14 protein-coding genes are annotated in these 17,986 nt (G+C 67.4%); 11 read left to right on the forward strand and 3 right to left on the reverse strand.

Features of this window, described 5'->3' with window-relative positions; all coding sequences use genetic code 11:
* Window positions 1-63 precede the first annotated feature (63 nt).
* The gene (gene ppc / locus HV793_RS10185) at window positions 64-2,913 is read right to left on the reverse strand and encodes a phosphoenolpyruvate carboxylase (protein ID WP_054459439.1); all 2,850 of its coding nucleotides are present in this window, start codon (window positions 2,911-2,913) and stop codon (window positions 64-66) included.
* Between the two features lie 222 nt (window positions 2,914-3,135).
* Between ppc and queC the strand changes: the two genes are divergently transcribed.
* Window positions 3,136-3,855: a 7-cyano-7-deazaguanine synthase QueC gene (gene queC, locus HV793_RS10190; protein ID WP_054459441.1), complete on the forward strand. Its 720-nt coding sequence runs from the start codon at window positions 3,136-3,138 to the stop codon at window positions 3,853-3,855.
* Between the two features lie 33 nt (window positions 3,856-3,888).
* Here queC and HV793_RS10195 read toward each other — a convergent pair whose 3' ends face one another.
* Together HV793_RS10195 and HV793_RS10200 are read right to left on the reverse strand one after the other, a co-directional pair.
* Window positions 3,889-5,079 carry an MFS transporter gene (locus tag HV793_RS10195; RefSeq protein ID WP_119450274.1) on the reverse strand — a complete coding sequence of 397 codons (1,191 nt, stop codon included), beginning with the start codon at window positions 5,077-5,079 and terminating at the stop codon, window positions 3,889-3,891.
* On the reverse strand, window positions 5,076-5,621 hold the full coding sequence (locus HV793_RS10200; protein ID WP_054459444.1) for a GNAT family N-acetyltransferase: 546 nt from the start codon (window positions 5,619-5,621) through the stop codon (window positions 5,076-5,078). Before HV793_RS10200 ends, HV793_RS10195 begins: the two co-directional genes overlap by 4 nt.
* Window positions 5,622-5,734: 113 nt before the next feature.
* On the opposite strand from HV793_RS10200, the gene HV793_RS10205 reads away from it, so the two are divergent.
* The 10 genes from HV793_RS10205 (at window position 5,735) to HV793_RS10250 (ending at window position 17,911) form a co-directional block, all read left to right on the forward strand.
* Complete coding sequence (locus HV793_RS10205) at window positions 5,735-6,625, forward strand: LysR family transcriptional regulator (protein ID WP_175213083.1); 891 nt, start codon at window positions 5,735-5,737, stop codon at window positions 6,623-6,625.
* 64 nt (window positions 6,626-6,689) lie between these two features.
* Window positions 6,690-7,505 (forward strand): AraC family transcriptional regulator, encoded by an 816-nt coding sequence (locus HV793_RS10210; protein WP_175160906.1) that lies wholly within the window; start codon window positions 6,690-6,692, stop codon window positions 7,503-7,505.
* A 107-nt stretch (window positions 7,506-7,612) separates the two neighbouring features.
* Window positions 7,613-9,481 carry a dihydroxy-acid dehydratase gene (ilvD, locus tag HV793_RS10215; RefSeq protein ID WP_054459450.1) on the forward strand — a complete coding sequence of 623 codons (1,869 nt, stop codon included), beginning with the start codon at window positions 7,613-7,615 and terminating at the stop codon, window positions 9,479-9,481.
* A 620-nt stretch (window positions 9,482-10,101) separates the two neighbouring features.
* Window positions 10,102-12,453, forward strand: a complete 2,352-nt coding sequence (locus HV793_RS10220; RefSeq protein WP_054458914.1) for a bifunctional salicylyl-CoA 5-hydroxylase/oxidoreductase — start codon at window positions 10,102-10,104, stop codon at window positions 12,451-12,453.
* Window positions 12,450-13,241, forward strand: coding sequence for an SDR family NAD(P)-dependent oxidoreductase (locus HV793_RS10225; protein WP_054458915.1), 792 nt, complete (start codon window positions 12,450-12,452; stop codon window positions 13,239-13,241). Before HV793_RS10220 ends, HV793_RS10225 begins: the two co-directional genes overlap by 4 nt.
* A gap of 41 nt (window positions 13,242-13,282) precedes the next feature.
* The gene (locus HV793_RS10230) at window positions 13,283-14,140 is read left to right on the forward strand and encodes an enoyl-CoA hydratase family protein (RefSeq protein WP_042796271.1); all 858 of its coding nucleotides are present in this window, start codon (window positions 13,283-13,285) and stop codon (window positions 14,138-14,140) included.
* 2 nt (window positions 14,141-14,142) lie between these two features.
* On the forward strand, window positions 14,143-15,312 hold the full coding sequence (locus HV793_RS10235) for an acyl-CoA dehydrogenase family protein (RefSeq protein WP_054458917.1): 1,170 nt from the start codon (window positions 14,143-14,145) through the stop codon (window positions 15,310-15,312).
* Window positions 15,313-15,374: 62 nt separating this feature from the next.
* Entirely contained in the window at window positions 15,375-17,015 is a 1,641-nt protein-coding gene (locus HV793_RS10240; protein ID WP_054458919.1) for an AMP-binding protein, read from the forward strand.
* Window positions 17,016-17,035: 20 nt separating this feature from the next.
* Window positions 17,036-17,461 (forward strand): acyl-CoA thioesterase, encoded by a 426-nt coding sequence (locus tag HV793_RS10245; protein WP_013391343.1) that lies wholly within the window; start codon window positions 17,036-17,038, stop codon window positions 17,459-17,461.
* Between the two features lie 42 nt (window positions 17,462-17,503).
* Complete coding sequence (locus tag HV793_RS10250) at window positions 17,504-17,911, forward strand: RidA family protein (RefSeq protein WP_042796274.1); 408 nt, start codon at window positions 17,504-17,506, stop codon at window positions 17,909-17,911.
* The last annotated feature ends 75 nt before the right edge of the window (window positions 17,912-17,986 follow it).

Genomic DNA, 17,986 nt, shown 5'->3' on the forward strand with positions numbered 1-17,986 from the left:
TGGCGCGGGTAAAGGATGAGAATCAGACTCATTCTATACCGCGCGCCATTTCACCAGCAATCGCTAGCCCGAGTTGCGCAGCCCTGCCGCAATCCCGTTGATGGTCAGGTGGATGGCGCGCTGCACGCGCTTGTCGACCTCGGCCTCGGGATGCTTCTGCGCCGCGCGGTGGCGGCGGATCAGGTCGATCTGCAGGTAGTTGAGCGGATCGATGTAGGCGAAGCGCTCGCGCAACGACGCCTGCAGCGTGGGGTTGTCGGCCAGCAGTTCGCGCTGGGTCAGCAGCTTGAGCATGGCCAGCGTGCGGCCGTGCTCGGCGCTGATGGCGCCGAAGATGCGTTCGCGCACGCCGCGCTGCGGCACCAGCTGCGCGTAGCGCGCGGCGATCGCCAGGTCGGACTTGGCCAGCACCATTTCCATGTTGGACAGCAGCGTGCGGAAGGCGGGCCAGTCGCGCGCCATTTCGCGCAGCTGGGCCAGGCGGCCGCGGCGCGAGCGGGGCGCGTCGGGGGCGCCGGTTTCCAGATAGGCCTCGATGGCCGACCCCATGCCGTACCAGCCGGTCAGCATCAGGCGGCATTGCGCCCAGGAAAAGCCCCAGGGGATGGCGCGCAGGTCTTCGATGCGCTGGCCTTTCTTGCGCGAGGCGGGACGCGAGCCGATGTTCAGGCCTGCGATTTCGCTGATGGGCGTGGCGGCGAAGAAGTAATCGGCAAAGCGCGGGGTGTCGTAGACCAGGCCGCGGTAGGTGCGCTGCGCGGTTTCGGACATGAAGGACATGGCCGGGCCGTGCTGGGCCATGTGCGCGTCTTCCGCGCTGGTGGCTTCGGCGCGCGGCGCCAGGCTGGATTCCAGCGTGGCCGCGACCAGCAGTTCCAGGTGCCAGCGGCCGACCTCGGCGTCCTTGTACTTGCTCTGGATGACTTCGCCCTGTTCGGTCAGGCGGATCTGGCCGGCCACGGTCCCCGGGGGCTGTGCCAGGATGGCGTCGAAGCTGGAGCCGCCGCCGCGGCCTACCGAACCGCCACGGCCATGGAACAGGCGCAGCCGCACGTTGCGGGCCGAGAACACGTCGACCAGCGCGCGCTCGGCCTGGTAGAGCGACCAGTTGGACGTGAGGAAGCCGCCGTCCTTGTTGCTGTCCGAATAGCCCAGCATGACTTCCTGCGCGCCGTTCTGCGCCAGCTTCACGCGCTGGCGGATTTCGGGCAGGTCCAGCCAGGCAGCCATGATCTCGGCGCCGCGCTGCAAGTCGGGAATGGTCTCGAACAGCGGCACGACCATCAGGCCGTCCTCGGGCTGGATCTCCTGGCCCGCCGGGGCGATGAGGCCGGCTTCCTTTTGCAGCACCATGACTTCCAGCAGGTCGCTCAGCGTTTCGGTGTGCGACACGATGGTCTGGCGCACGGCCTGCTTGCCGTAGCGCGCGCGGCCGGCGGCGGCGGCGCGCAGCACCGCCAGTTCGCGCGTGGTGTCTTCGCTATAGGCGATCCAGGGCGAGGCCAGCGGACGGGCCTGCGCCAGTTCGGCGCGCAGCAGTTCGACGCGTTGCTCTTCGGTGAGCGCCAGGTAGTCCAGCGGCTTGCCGTCGCGTTGCGTGCCGGCGAGGGTGAACAGCTCGGCCAGCGCGCGCTCATGCACGTCGGAACTCTGGCGCAGGTCCACCGTGGCCAGATGAAAGCCGAATACTTCCACGGCCTGCTGCAAGCCGGCCAGGCGCAGCTTGGCGATGGGCGAGCCATGGTGGGCGGCCAGCGACGCGGCGATCACGGCCAGATCGGCGGACAGCTCTTGCGGACCTTCGTAGGGGGCTGCCGCGACGGTGCTGCGCCGCGCCAGGTCCTGGCCCGTCAGGCGCTGCGCGGTGGCGGCCAGGCGGGCGTACACGCCGACCAGCGCGCGGCGATAGGGCTCATCGCGGCGGTGGGGCGAATCGTCGCCGCTGGCGTCGGCCAGGGCCAGCAGTTCGGCATCCACGCCAATCAGCAAGGTGGTGACGGACAGCTCCGCGCCCAGCGCATGGACCTCTTGCAGATAGTGTTCGAACAGCACGGTGGCCTGGCGCAGCAGCGCGCGTTCCAGGGTGCTGGCATCCACGTTGGGGTTGCCGTCGCGGTCGCCGCCGATCCAGCTGCCCATGCGCAGGAAGGGCTCCAGCGGCGCGGGCGGAGCGGCGAAGGGCTTGGCGGACTCGCGGCTCAGCAGCTTGGACAGGTCGCCGTACACGCGCGGAATGACTTGCAGGAAGGTGCTGCGGTAGTACGACAGCGCGTTCTCGATTTCGTCGGCCACCGTGAGGCGCGTGTAGCGCAGCATGCGGGTCTGCCACAGCGTGGCGACGCGGCCGAGGAGGGAGGCGTCCAGGTCGGCCAGCTCTTCCGGCGTGAGCGTGCCTTCGCGCTGCGTCAGCGCGCCGGCGATCTCGCGGTGCACGTCCAGCGTGCTCTTGCGCTGCACTTCGGTGGGGTGCGCGGTCAGCACCGGCATGACGCAGGCTTCGGCCAGCAGCCGGCGGATGCGGGCTACGCCCACGCCCTGGCGGCCCAGGGTCTGCACCGCGTCGCGCAGGCTGCCGCGCTCGGGCGCGCCGCTGGCGATGGCGCGGGCGCGCTGGCGGCGATTCTGGTCGCGGTCTTCGGCGATATTGGAAAGGTGCAGGAAGTAGCTGAAGGCGCGCGCCACCGAGTTGGGGTCGCTGCCTTGCAGGCGCTTGACGCGCTGCTCCAGCAATTTGCCGTCGGCGTCGTTGCCTTCGCGGCGGAACTTCACGGCCGTGCGGCGCAGGGTTTCGATGGTGTCGAAGACGCGTTTGCCCTCACATTCCTCGATGACGGTGCCCAGTAATCGGCCTAATAGCCGGATATCGTGACGCAAGGGTTCTGCTGAATCGGACTGCGGGCGCATGGCATTCATCTGGCGGGGATCCGTCGAGGCTGCTGAGAGAGGGGAAGGGGTAGGAAAGAAGAGGCGTTGCAGGTAAACCGGGAAAGAGAATCTGGAAGATTTTACGCAGACTTTTTACGCCAGCCGCCGGCATCGGTTTAAAGTCCGCCAGCAGCATGTTTACACTAAAGGCAGGCCGTCACCTGTGCGTACAAGCCTTCAGTCCCTTCGTCTTTCCAGAAGCCCCCATTTATGCAAAATCATCAACGTCGCGCGCTCGTGCTGTTTTCGGGCGGCCAGGATTCCACCACTTGCCTGGCCTGGGCGCTGGACCGCTACGCCCATGTGGAAACCGTGGCGTTCGACTACGGGCAGCGCCACCACATTGAACTGACTGCGCGGCTGAACGTGCTGCGCGAGATCCGCAGCAATTTCCCCGACTGGGCGCCGCGCCTGGGCGAGGATCATCTGCTGGACCTGAAGGTGCTGGGCCAGGTGGGCGATACCGCCATGACCAGCGACCGCGCCATCGAAATGCAGGCCAACGGCCTGCCCAACACTTTCGTGCCTGGGCGCAACCTGCTGTTCCTGACGCTGGCCGCCGCGCTGGGCTACCGCCGTCAGCTGGACGTGCTGGTGGGCGGCATGTGCGAAACCGATTTTTCCGGCTATCCGGATTGCCGCGACGACACCATCAAGGCGCAGCAAGTGGCGCTGGGCCTGGGCTTGGGCTCGCGGGTCACGATCGAGACGCCGCTGATGTGGATCGACAAGTCCGAGACCTGGGCGCTGGCGCATCGGCTGGGCGGCGACGCGCTGGTGGAAACCATCGTCGAGGAAAGCCACACCTGCTATCTGGGCGAGCGCGGCGCGCGCCACGACTGGGGCTACGGTTGCGGCGAGTGTCCCGCCTGCAAGCTGCGCAAGATCGGTTGGGAAAAATGGGTGGTGGCCTCCGCCGCCGAGGGTTGAGACGCCGGCCGCCGCCATCGCGGGGCCGGCGCTTCAGGCAAACGCCGCGCGCGTCCTGGCGATGAACTTCCACCTTAGCGCGAACGCTGCCGCACCGATAGCCGCGGCCAAGCCCACCGACAGCGCCATCGCGCCGCGTGCGCCGTAGCTGTCCACGATGTAGGCATAGGCGACCGGAGAGGCGGCGGTGACCAGGAAGCTGGGGATCAGCAATGAACCCACCAGCGTGCCATAGCTGCGGAAATCGAAGAGCGCCAGCGGCAGGGTGCCGCGCGTGATGGTCAAGAGGCCATTGCAGGCGCCGTAAAGCAGCGCGTAGGCGGCGGTGGCATAGAGGTTGCCGCCGGACAGCAGAGCCAGCAGGAAGCACAGGGGCAGCAGCGCGCCGACCGCCAGCGTCAATGTCAGCGGATGCAGGCGCGAGCCCAACGCCACGTCGGCCAGACGGGCCGCGAACTGGCCGACGCCCCACAGGGCCGCGACGCTGACCGCGGCGGCCGCGGCCAAGCCCAGGCCCGACAGCAATGAAATCAGATGGGCCGCGTTGCCCGCCGCCAGAAAGTTGGTCAGCATGGCGACCAACGCGTACAGTCCGCCCGCCAGGCGGCGCTCGGCGGCGTTGCGGGTGAGGCCGGCGGGCGCCTTGTCCTTGCCGCCGGGGGCCGCTGCATAGCGTGCACGCGGCAGCGCCAGGTAAAGCGGCACCGTGGCCAGCGCCAAACCGGCATAGGCCAGCGCCGCGCCGCGCCAGCCCAGCCAGCCCGACAGCGCATGGCCTACCGGCCACATCACCGTGGACGCGAGTCCGCCGAACAACGTGATCTGCGACATGGGCCGGCGCGCCAAGGGGCCGGCCGCGCGCGCCAGCGAGGCGAAAGCCGCGTCGTACAGGCTCAGCCGCATGCCAACGCCCAGCACGGCCCAGGAAAGGAAGTACCAAGGTATGGCGTGCGCGATCGACAGGCCCGCGCAGCCCAGCGCGCCCAGTAGCGCGCCCAGCGGCATGACGCGATGGCCGCCCCAGCGGTCCACGGCCATGCCGGCCAGCGGCGACACCAGAGCCATCACCACGATGGCCGCCGAAAAACCGCCGTAGACGGTGGCGGCGTTCCAGCCCAGGTCGGCGGCCATTGCGGGTCCCAGGGCGCCGATCAAGTAGTACGTCACGCCCCAGCCGACCAGTTGCGTCAGCCCCAGGCAGACGATGGCGCGCGGCGCAATCACGGCCGTTGCGGCGGCGTGGCGTCGCCTTCGCCCAGCGCGCGCTGCATCAGCACCGTGTCGCGCCATTCGCCATGCTTGTGCCCCACCGAACGCAGGGTGCCGGCGGGATGGAAGCCCTGGCTGGCGTGCAGCGCCAGCGATGCGGCGTTGCGGCTGTCGCCCACGACGGCCAGCATCTGGCGCCAGCCGGCGGCGGTGCAGCGCTCGATCAGCTCGGCCAGCAGCTTGCCGCCGATGCCCAGGCCGGAGCGGCCCGCCTTTACGTACACCGAATCTTCGACCGTGTGGCGGTAGGCCGGGCGCGGGCGGTAAGGCGTGACGTAGGCGTAGCCCACGACCTCACCGTTGATCTCGGCCACCAGATAGGGCATTTCCTTTTCCAGTACGGCGCCGCGGCGCTGGCGCATTTCCTGGATGGACGGAGGCTCCAGCTCGAACGAGGCGGTGCCGTGCTGTACATGGTGGGCGTAGATGGTCTTGATGGCGGGAAGATCGGCTTCCGCGCTGTCGCGGATGAGGACGGTGGGGCGGGGGGACGACATGGGCGGGCCGTGAGCAGGAAAGGAAAACAGAAGCCGCCAGTGTCGCGCAAGCTTATTTATTAATAAAGCTTTGGTCCATTATGATTTGTATAAGTAAAACTTTGGATTCAACGATGCGTGGCCTTAACCTGGATCACCTGCGCACCTTTGCGCAGGTGATCGAACTGGGCAGTTTTTCCGCCGCTGCGGAGCGGGGCGGCGTGACGCAGCCCGCCGTCAGCCTGCAGATCCGCCAGTTGGAGCGGCGCTTCGGCCTGAAGCTGGTGGAACGCATCGGCCGCCGCGCCGGCCCGACAGCGGCCGGGCTGGAGCTGCTGTCGCACGTGCGCGTCATCGACGCGGCGCTGGCGCAGGCCGAACTTGCCATGACCGCGCATGCGTCGCAGGTGTCCGGCCGTATCCGGCTGGGCACGGGCGCCACCGCCTGCACCTATCTGCTGCCGCCGATCCTGGCGGACCTGCGGCGGCGCTTTCCGGCATTGGATATCGTGGCCAGCACCGGCAATACGGCGGACATGCTGCGCGGGCTGGAGAACAACACGCTCGATATCGGCCTGGTCACCTTGCCCGCGCCGGGACGCATGTTCCAGGTCACGCCGGTGCTGGATGACGAGTTCGTGGCGATCTTTCCCGCCCGCGATTTGGCCGCCATACCCGCGGCCGCCACGCCGCAGGCGCTGGCGCAGCTGCCGCTGGTGCTGTTCGAACCGGGCGCGCGCACCCGCCGCCTGGTGGACGACTGGTTCGAGGACGCCGGGTTGGCCGCCAAGCCCGTGATGGAGCTGGGCAGCACCGAGGCCATGAAGGAGATCGTCGCCGCGGGCCTGGGTTGCGCGATCCTGCCCAGGCTGGCGGTGTCGGGCGCGGGCCAGCGCCAGGCGCTGGAGGTGCGCTCGCTGGCGCCGCGCCTGTCGCGCAGCCTGGCCATCGTGCTGCGAAGGGACAAACCGCTCAGCCGGGGATTGCGGCATCTGCAGGACTCGCTGCTGGCGTTGCGTGGATGAACCCAAGGACGTGGGTACACTGGCGCAGACCATTCCTCGCCACTTGAATCGCAATCATCGCAAAATGGACAAGCCTGCTGCCCGCAAGCCCTATAAGCCCGCAGAGCTGGACCTGTTTCCTTATGAGTCCTCGCGGCGTCCGGTGGCCGGATTGGCGGTGGACTACGAAGACGGCCACCGCGTGCGCCGCCACCGGCACCGCCGCGCCCAGTTGCTGTACGCCATCTCCGGGGTCATGGTGGTGGATACCGACGCCGGGATCTGGGTGGTGCCGCCCACGCGCGGCGTCTGGGTGCCGGCCTGGGTGTCGCACGGCCTGCGCATGAGTGGCGAGCCGCGCATGCGCACCGTGTTTGTGGAGCCGGGCGCGGCCGCGCACTTGCCGTCCAGCTGCTGTGTGTTGTCGATTTCCCCTTTGCTGCGCGAGCTGATGGTCGCGGCGGCCGAGGTGCCGCTGGACTGGGCGCCCGACACGCGCGACGGCCGGCTGATGATGTTGCTGCTGGACGAATTGCGCCAGGAGCCGGTGCTGCCGCTGCACCTGCCGCAGCCTTCCGAACCCCGCCTGGCGCGCATTTGCCGCGCCATCGTGCGCCACCCGGAACGCCAGGACGGCGCGGCCGACTGGGGGCGCGCGCTGGGAGTGGACCCGAAGACGGTGCACCGGCTGTTCCTGCGGCACACCGGCATGACCTTTGGCCGGTGGCGCCAGCAGGCGCGGCTCCTAGCGGCAATGGAGCGGCTGGCGCGCGGCGAACGTGTGCTGGAGGTGGCGCTGGACCTGGGCTACGAAAGCCCCAGCGCTTTCGCGGCCATGTTCCGCAAGGCCGTGGGCGAGCCGCCCAGCGCCTTCGCGGCCCGCGGCATGGCGTCCGCCTGATGGCCGCGGCCGCGTCCCGGGGGCGGCCGACGGGCGAGGGCGGCCCGAACCAGCGTATTATTTAACGTTTTGCCGCCTACGCTAACAGCTACAGCCAGAGACAAACCATGCCGCACTACCGCTCCCGCACCTCGACCCACGGCCGCAACATGGCCGGCGCCCGCGCCCTGTGGCGCGCCACCGGCATGAAGGACGGCGACTTCGGCAAGCCGATCATCGCGGTAGTGAACTCGTTCACGCAGTTCGTGCCGGGCCACGTGCACCTGCGCGACCTGGGCGCGCTGGTCGCCAAGGAAATCGAGGCCGCAGGCGGCGTCGCCAAGGAATTCAACACCATTGCCGTGGACGACGGCATCGCCATGGGCCACGGCGGCATGCTGTATTCGCTGCCCTCGCGCGAACTGATCGCCGACTCGGTTGAATACATGGTCAACGCGCATTGCGCCGACGCCATGGTCTGCATCTCGAACTGCGACAAGATCACCCCGGGGATGCTGATGGCGGCGATGCGCCTGAACATCCCGGTCGTGTTCGTGTCGGGCGGTCCGATGGAAGCGGGCAAGGTCAAGTCGCCCACCGACGGCAAGGTCATCGCCAAGATCGACCTGATCGACGCCATGATCAAGGCCGCCGACCCCAAGGTGTCGGATGCGGAAGTGGCGGAAGTCGAACGCAGCGCCTGCCCGACCTGCGGCTCCTGTTCCGGCATGTTCACCGCCAACTCGATGAACTGTCTGACCGAAGCCATCGGCCTGGCGCTGCCGGGCAACGGCACCATCGTTGCCACGCACGCCTGGCGCAAGGGTCTGTTCGAACAGGCCGGCCGCCTGGTGGTGGACCTGTGCCGTCGTTACTACCAGGAAGAGGACGCGTCGGTCCTGCCGCGCAGCATCGCCACCAAGAGCGCGTTCCAGAACGCGATGGCGCTGGACGTGGCCATGGGCGGCTCGACCAACACCGTGTTGCACTTGCTGGCCGCGGCGCAGGAAGCTGGCGTGGACTTCACCATGGCCGACATCGACCGCATTTCGCGCAAGGTGCCGTGCCTGTGCAAGGCGGCGCCCGCCACCGACAAATACCACATCGAGGACGTGCACCGCGCTGGCGGCATCCTGGGCATCCTGGGTGAACTGGCGCGCGCGGACCTGCTCGATCTGTCCTGCGGCAACGTGCACAGCGGCACGCTGGGCAATGCGATCAAGCAATGGGACGTGGCCGGCGGCGCTGGCGAAGAGGCGCAGAAGTTCTACCGGGCGGCTCCGGGCGGCATTCCGACCACGGTGGCGTTCAGCCAGGACGCAACCTTCCTGACGCTGGATACCGACCGCAAGACGGGCTGCATCCGCAGCAAGGAAAGCGCCTATTCGAAGGACGGCGGCCTGGCCGTGCTTTACGGCAACCTGGCTGAAAAGGGCTGCATCGTGAAGACGGCGGGCGTGGACGAGTCGCAATGGGTCTTTACCGGCCGTGCGCGCGTTTTCGAAAGCCAGGACGATGCAGTGGAAGGCATTCTGGGCGACAAGATCGTTCCGGGCGACGTGGTGGTGATCCGCTACGAAGGCCCGAAGGGCGGTCCGGGCATGCAGGAAATGCTGTACCCGACGTCGTACTTGAAGTCCAAGGGCCTGGGCAAGACTTGCGCGCTGTTTACCGATGGCCGTTTCTCTGGCGGTTCGTCGGGTCTGGTGATCGGCCATGCTTCGCCGGAAGCGGCGGAAGGCGGCACGATCGGCCTGGTGGAAGAGGGTGACGTGATCGAGATCGATATCCCGAACCGCAAGATGCATCTGGCGGTGTCCGACGAGGAACTGGCGCGCCGCCGGGCGGCGATGGATGCTCGTGCCGATGGCTGGGAGCCGGTCGGTCGCGAACGTGTCGTGTCGCAGGCGCTGCAGGCGTATGCGGCGTTGGCGACTTCGGCGGATCGCGGGGCTGTGCGGGATTTGTCGCAGCTGAAGCAGAAGGGCAAGCGTTGATTTTGCTTGCTGTTGGGTAAGAGGGCGGCGCTTTTTAGCGCCGCTTTTTTTTTGGCGTCTGATGAGTGCTGGTTGGTGTTGACGTCGTGCGTGCGTGCGGGTGCGGGTGCCGGTGCCGGTGCCGTAGTGCTTCGTAGGCCGCCCGTCGGCGCCGGCGCGTGGGAGGCGAGCGCCCACGATTGCGGTCCGGAGCCTTCGCTCCGGACTGCCCCTTCGTCATCTTCGTCCAGGCCTTCGGCCTTCCCTTCAGATTCCCTCGGGCGCATCGAGGTTGCTCGCCTCCCACGCGCCGGCGCCGACGGGCTACTTGAGTCTTGGTTTGGGGCGCTGCTGCGTCCGTGGTCGGGGGCGGGGCTTGTGTTGCCCGTCATTGTCGGCCGCGCAGGCGGCCGACAATGACATACGTGATTGCTTTCATTGCTATTGTGTTCGCTGGCGCGAATGCGGTGGGGCGGCAAGCGCGTCCCTATTTAGGTCCAAAGTATCTAGATACTTTCCCCATTTGCGCCTCGGGACCTTCAGGTATATATTTCAAGCCTAAACTATCCAGGTTTAAATATCTGCGGCCGCCAGCTCCAGGAATTCAGAGCGGATGTCGCTTACCACGGAGCGCTACGGCAATGAAAATAGTCTGCATCGGCGGGGGCCCCGCCGGCCTGTATTTCGGTCTGCTCATGAAGCTGCAAGACCCCGCCAACGAAGTCACCGTGATCGAGCGCAACCGCCCTTACGACACCTTCGGCTGGGGGGTGGTGTTCTCCGACGCCACCATGCAGAACCTGCGTGAAGCCGACCCCGTTTCCGCCCAGACCATCGGCGACGCCTTCAACCACTGGGACGACATCGACATCAACTTCAAGGGCCGCAGCATCCGCAGCGGCGGCCACGGCTTCATCGGCATCGGCCGCAAGAAGCTGCTGAACATCCTGCAGGCGCGCTGCGAGGACGTGGGCGTGAAGCTGGTGTTCGAACAGTTCATCCAGGACGACCAGGCCATCGCCCGCGAATACGACGCCGACCTGGTCATCGCCTCGGACGGCATCAACAGCCAGGTCCGTACCCGCTACGCCGACACTTTCCATCCGGACATCGACCAGCGCCGCTGCCGCTTCGTGTGGCTGGGCACCAAGAAGGTGTTCGATGCCTTCACCTTCGCCTTCGTCCAGACCGAGCACGGCTGGTTCCAGGCGCACGCCTACCGCTACGAAGACGGCATGTCCACGTTCATTGTGGAGACGCCCGAGGAAACCTGGCAGGCCGCCGGCATCGAGCAGATGAGCCAGGAAGAGGGCATCGCCTACTGCGAAAAGCTGTTCGCGCCCTGGCTGGATGGCAATCCGTTGATCAGCAACGCCACGCACCTGCGCGGCTCGGCCATCTGGATCCGCTTCCCGCGCGTCATCTGCAATACCTGGGTGCACTGGAACAAGCTCGACACCGCCCGCGGCGAGCGCCGCGTGCCGGTGGTGCTGATGGGCGACGCAGCCCACACCGCGCACTTCTCGATCGGCTCCGGCACCAAGCTGGCCCTGGAAGACGCGATCGAGCTGGCGCGCTGCCTGAGCGGCGCCGAAGGCAGCGTGGAAGCCGGCCTGAAGCACTACGAGGAAGTGCGCAGCGTCGAAGTGCTGAAGATCCAGAACGCCGCCCGCAACTCGACCGAATGGTTCGAGAACGTCGAGCGCTATGCCGACCTGGAGCCTGAGCAGTTCGCCTATTCGCTCCTGACCCGCTCGCAGCGGATTTCGCATGAAAACCTGCGCCTGCGCGACCCCGCCTGGCTGGAAGGCTTCGAGCGCTGGATCGCGGAACGCGCCGGCGCTGCCGCCGCGCCGGGCCAGCGGCCTGCGATCCCGATGCTGACGCCCTATCAGGCGCGCGGCGTGCGGCTGAAGAACCGCATCCTGGTGTCGCCGATGGCCATGTATTCGTGCACCGATGGCGTGCCGGGCGATTTCCACCTGGTGCACCTGGGCGCGCGCGCCATGGGCGGCGCGGGCCTCGTCATGGTCGAGATGACCTGCGTGTCGCCGGACGGCCGCATCACCCCGGGCTGCCCGGGCCTCTGGAACGACGAGCAGCGCGACGCGTTCGCCCGCATCGTCGGCTTCGTGCATGGCAACAGCGATGCCCGCATCGGCCTGCAGCTGGGCCACGCCGGCCGCAAGGGTTCCACGCAGCTGGGCTGGCAGAAGATCGATCATCCGCTGGCCGAAGGCAACTGGCCGCTCTTGTCGGCGTCGGCCCTGCCTTACATCGAAGGCGTGTCGCAGACGCCGCGCGCCATGACGCGCGCCGACATGGACGATGTGCGCGACAACTTCGTGGCCGCCGCCCGCCGCGCCGAGCAGGCTGGCTTCGATTGGCTGGAGCTGCACTGCGCGCACGGCTACCTGCTGTCCAGCTTCATCTCGCCGCTCACGAACCACCGCAGCGACGAATACGGCGGCAGCCTGGAGAACCGCCTGCGCTTCCCGCTGGAGGTGTTCCATGCCGTGCGCGCGGTATGGCCCGAGAACAAGCCCATGTCGGTGCGGATCTCCGCCAGCGACTGGGTGGAAGGCGGCATCACGGCCGATGACGCGGTGGAGATCGCGCGCCACTTCAAGGCAGCCGGCGCCGACATGATCGACTGCTCGTCCGGCCAGGTCAGCAAGGAAGAAAAGCCGGTCTACGGCCGCATGTTCCAGACCCCGTTCGCGGACCGCGTGCGCAACGAGGCCGGCATTCCGACGATCGCGGTGGGCGCCATCTTCGAGGCCGACCACGCCAACGGCATCATCGCCTCGGGTCGCGCCGACCTTTGCGCGCTGGCGCGTCCCCATTTGGCTGACGCCTCCTGGACGCTACGCGAAGCGGCGCGAGTGGGCTACCGTGATGTTTCATGGCCGAGCCAGTACTTCGCAGGCAAGCGCCAACTGGAAACCAACTTCGAACGCGCCGCCGCCATGGCGCAACTGGATATCAAATGAACGCAACTCCGCTCCCGCTGGCCGGACGCCACGCCCTGGTGACGGGCGGCGCCCGCGGCATCGGGCTGGCCTGCGCCCGGGCGCTCTTGCAGCGCGGCGCGCGCGTCACGCTGCTGGGCCGCGATGGTGCGGCCCTGGACGCCGCGGCCGACAGCCTGGCCAGCCTGGGTCAGGTGCAGGCCGTCAGCGCCGACATCGCCAACGAAGCCTCGGTGCGGGCGGCCTTCGCCCAGGCCGAGGCCGAGTTCGGCCCCGTGCTGGTGCTGGTGAACAACGCCGGCCAGGCCGTCAGCCAGCGATTTGACCGTACCGACGCGGCGCTGTGGCAGTCCATGCTGGACGTCAACCTGACCGGGACCTTCCACTGCATCCAGGCCGCGTTGCCCGGCATGCTGCAGGAAAAATGGGGCCGGGTAATCAACGTGGCCAGCACGGCCGGCCTGATCGGCTACGGCTATGTCAGCGCCTATTGCGCGGCCAAGCACGGCGTGATCGGCCTGACCCGCTCGCTGGCGCTGGAAACCGCGCAAAAGGGCGTCACGGTCAACGCCGTGTGCCCCGGCTACACCGAAACCGACATCGTGCGCGGCGCGGTGTCGAACATCGTCGAGAAGACCGGCATGACGCCGGACGCCGCGCGCGCCAAGCTGGCCGAGCGCAACCCCCAGGGCCGCCTGGTGCAGCCCGAGGAAGTGGCCGAGACGGTCGCCTGGCTGGCCCTGCCGGCCTCGGCCTCGGTCAATGGCCAGGCCATCGCCGTCGACGGCGGCGAAGTGATGACCGGCTGAAGCCGGCGCCCCATCCACCCCAATTCACGAACGGAGACACCATGAGCACCCAGCCCGAAGAGCACACCATGAAACACCACAAGCGTCCGTTTGCCGGCTACCAGGCCAAGACGTTCCTGTGGCAGGTGTCGGCCGACGGCAAGATCGGCACGGTGACGCTGAATCGCCCCGAGCGCAAGAACCCGCTGACGTTCGACTCCTACGCCGAGCTGCGCGATCTGTTCCGCGCGCTGGTGTACGCCACCGACATCAAGGTCGTGGTGGTGACGGGCGCGGGCGGCAACTTTTGCTCGGGCGGCGACGTGCACGAGATCATCGGTCCGCTGACCAAGATGAGCATGCCCGAGCTGCTGGACTTCACCCGCATGACGGGCGATCTGGTCAAGGCCATGCGCGCTTGCCCGCAGCCCATCGTGGCGGCGGTCGACGGCATCTGCGCCGGCGCGGGCGCGATGGTGGCCCTGGCCTCGGACATGCGCCTGGGCACGCCCGCCGCGCGCACCGCCTTCCTGTTCACGCGCGTCGGCCTGGCGGGCGCCGACATGGGTGCCTGCACCTTGTTGCCGCGCATGATCGGCCAGGGCCGCGCGTCCGAACTGCTCTACACGGGCCGCGCCATGACGGCGGAAGAAGGCGCCAGCTGGGGCTTTTTCAATGCCCTGCATGAGCCCGGCGCGCTGGCCGATGCCGCGCAGACGCTGGCCGCGCAGCTGGCCGCGGGCCCGACCTTCGCCCACGGCGTGACCAAGAAGCTGCTGCACCAGGAATGGAACATGGGCGTGGACGAGGCCATCGAGGCCGAAGCCGAGGCCCAGGCCATCTGCATGCAGACGCGCGACTTCCGCCGCGCCTACGAGGCCTTCGTGGCCAAGCAAAAACCGGTGTTCCAAGGGGACTGAGCATGCGCGACGCAAGCTGGCTGGATTGGCCTTTTTTCGACGATGCGCACCGCAAGCTGGCGCACGAGGTCGACGCCTGGTGCGAGGCGTCCCTGGGGGACGTGGATCACCATGACGCCGACGGCGCCTGCAAGAAGCTGGTGCGCGCCATGGGCGAGGCCGGCTGGCTGCGCTACGCGGTCGCGGGCGGCCCTGGCGGCGCCTGGGGCGGCGCGCTGCCGGAAGTGGATTCCCGCGCCGTGTGCATTCTGCGCGAAACCCTGGCGCGCCACGAAGGGCTGGCCGATTTCGCCTTCGCCATGCAGGGGCTGGGCAGCGGCGCGATTTCGCTGATGGGCTCGGACGAACTGCGCCAACGCTATCTGCCGCGCGTGGCCCGCGGCGAGGCCATCGCGGCCTTCGCGCTGTCGGAACCCGACGCCGGCTCCGACGTGGCCGCGCTGGCCTGCGAAGCCAGGCTGGAAGGCGACCACTACGTGCTGAATGGCGCCAAGACCTGGATTTCCAACGGCGGCATCGCGGATTTCTATTGCGTGTTCGCGCGCACCGGCGAAGCCCCCGGCGCGCGCGGCATCAGCGCCTTCGTGGTGGATGCCGACACGCCGGGCTTCGAGGTCAGCGAACGCATCGACCTGATCGCGCCGCACCCGCTGGCGACCATCACGTTCGACAACTGCCGCATTCCAGCATCGCACCGGCTGGGCGACGCTGGCCAGGGCTTCAAGCTGGCCATGATGACGCTGGACATCTTCCGCGCCTCGGTGGCGGCTGCCGCGCTGGGTTTTGCGCGCCGCGCGCTGGACGAAGGGCTGGCGCGTTCCAAGTCGCGCCGCATGTTTGGCCAGACGCTGTCGGACCTGCAACTGACGCAGGCCGCGCTGGGCGACATGGCGACCGCCATCGACGCGTCTGCGCTCCTGACCTACCGCGCGGCCTGGATGCGCGACGTGCTGAAGCAGCGCACCACGCGCGAAGCGGCCATGGCCAAGATGACGGCCACGGAATCGGCGCAGACCGTGATCGACCGCGCACTGCAGATGTTCGGCGGCGCGGGCGTGGTGTCGGGGATGCCGGTGGAGAAGCTTTACAGGGAAATAAGAGCGCTGCGGATCTACGAAGGCGCGACAGAAGTGCAGAAGTTGATCATTGCCCGTGAACTGCTGAAGGCGTAAGGCAGCCATCGAGCTCCGTCGTCCCGGCACAGCAACTACACCGCAATAGCAAGGGGAATTCCATGGAAGCATCCGCCCACATCGACACTTTCGCCCGGGACAATCTGCCCCCGGGCGAACAATGGCCAGAGTTCCTGCTCGACGGCCCCGACGTGGCCTATCCGAAACGCTTCAATTGCGCGGTCGAACTGGTGGACGCCATGGTCGAGCGCGGCCATGGCGAGCGCGTCGCGCTGCGCTGGAGCCAGGACGGCAAGCAGGCCACGATGACTTACCGCGAGCTGGCCGCGCTGACCAATCGCATCGCCCGGGTGCTGGCCGAAGACATGGGGCTGGTGCCGGGCAACCGCCTGCTGCTGCGCGGGCCGAACAATCCCATGATGGCCGCCTCGTGGCTGGCGGCGATCAAGGCCGGTCTGGTGACGGTGCCGACGATGCCGCTGTTGCGCGCCAAGGAACTCAAGCAGATCATCGACAAGGCGCAGATCCAGGCCGTGTTGTGCGATGCCCGCCTGAAGGACGAGGCGGAGTTCTGCACCCAGCCCAGCCATGAGCATCATTGCCCCGGCCTGACGAAGGTCATGTACTTCAACGACAAGGCGCCCGATGCGCTGGATGCGTTGGCGGCGGCCAAGCCGGACGATTTCAAGGCCTGCGATACGGCGGCGGACGACGTGTGCCTGATCGCCTTCACCAGCGGCACCACGGGCGCGCCCAAGGGCTGCATGCACTTCCACCGCGATGTGCTGGCGATGTGCGACCTGTTCCCCAAGCACGTCATCAAACCGGGTCCGGACGACATCTTCTGCGGCACGCCGCCGCTGGCCTTCACCTTCGGCCTGGGCGGCCTGTTGTGCTTCCCGCTGCGCGTGGGCGCGAGCACGGTGCTGGCCGAGAAGCTGTCGCCGGAAAGCCTGCTGCAGCTGATCCAGGATTTCCGCGCCACTATTGTGTTCACGGCGCCCACGTTCTACCGCCAGATGGCGGCGCTGGTGGGCAAGTTCGACCTGTCGTCGCTGAAGAAGAGCGTGTCGGCGGGCGAGGCGCTGCCGGACGCGACGCGCCAACTCTGGAAAAAGGCCAGCGGCATCGAGATGATCGACGGCATCGGCGGCACGGAAATGATCCACGTGTTCGTGTCGAGCCCGCCGGAGTCGGTCAAGGCCGGCGCCATCGGTCGGGTGGTGCCGGGCTATGTGGCGCAGATCGTCGATGACGACATGAATCCCGTGCCCAACGGCACGGTGGGCCGCCTGGCGATCAAGGGGCCGACCGGCTGCCGCTATCTGGCGGACGAACGCCAGCGGCGCTTCGTGCAGAACGGCTGGAACCTGCCGGGCGATACGTTCCTGCAGGATGACGACGGCTACTTCTTCTATCAGGCGCGCAACGACGACATGATTGTTTCGGCGGGCTACAACATTGCCGGCCCCGAGGTCGAGGACGCGTTGCTGCGCCACGAAGCCGTGGCGGAGTGCGGCGTGGTGGGCGCGGCGGACGACGAGCGCGGCCAGGTGGTCAAGGCTTTCGTGGTGCTCAAGCCGGGCTATGAGGCCGGCAGCGAGCTGGTCGCAGCGCTGCAGCAGTTCGTGAAGGCCAATATCGCGCCCTACAAGTATCCCCGTGCCATCGAGTTTGTCGATGCGCTGCCGCGCACCGAAACCGGCAAGCTGCAGCGCTTTGCGCTGCGCAAGATGGCCTGAACCGGCAACAAGGAAATTCCATGGCAGCCCCTTTCATCAGCCAGGTCGAAGTCCGCTTCCGTCATTGCGATCCGGCGGGCATTGTTTTCTACCCTCGCTATTTCGAGATGATCAACGACTTTGTCGAGGAGTGGTTCGACAAGGGCATGGGGTTGCCGTTTCATGCGCTGCACGTGGAGCGGCACATCGGCACGCCGATGGCGTCGGTGCAGTGCGATTTCAGCGCGCCCAGCCGCTGGCACGAGCGTTTGCGCCAGGTGCTGGAAGTACAGCGCATCGGCGGCGCGTCGTTCAAGGCGCTGGTGCGTTTCGAGGGGCCGGATGGCCAGTTGCGCTTGTCGGCGACGCTGACGATCGTGACGGTGGATTTGCGGACGATGAAGTCCATGCCGCTGCCTGCGGATCTGCGGGAACGCATGCAGGCTTATCTGGTTCCCGCGGCGTAAGCGGCGGGGATCGTTTGCTTTTCTTAAATATAGGATGACGTTATGAAGATTCTGCAACCGCCGGATTGGATGGCGCCCCGGGGCTATTCGAATGGCGTGCTCACCGAGATGCAGGTGGGCAGCAAGCTCGTATTTGTGGGCGGACAGGTGGGGTGGAATGGCCAGCAGCAGTTCGAGACCGACGATCTGGCGGAGCAGGTGCGCCAGACGCTGGCGAACATTGTTGCGATTCTGGCCGAAGGCGGCGCCAAGCCTGAGCATATCGTCCGGATGACGTGGTACGTGACGGACAAGAACGAGTACGTGGCGGCGTATCCGGCCATCGGCAAGCACTACCGCGAGTACATCGGCCGGCATTTCCCGGCGATGACGGCCGTGGAGGTCGCGGACCTGGTCGAGGACCGCGCCAAGGTGGAGATTGAGGTTACTGCCGTGGTGCCGGCGCAGTAACCGCCGGTTGCTCCTGAGCGCCGAGGGCCGGCTGTCGTCCGGCCTTCGGCGTTTTTTTGCAGGCTCTGCGTGCTG

This window comes from Achromobacter aegrifaciens, assembly GCF_902859965.1.
Classification (GTDB): domain Bacteria; phylum Pseudomonadota; class Gammaproteobacteria; order Burkholderiales; family Burkholderiaceae_B; genus Achromobacter; species Achromobacter aegrifaciens.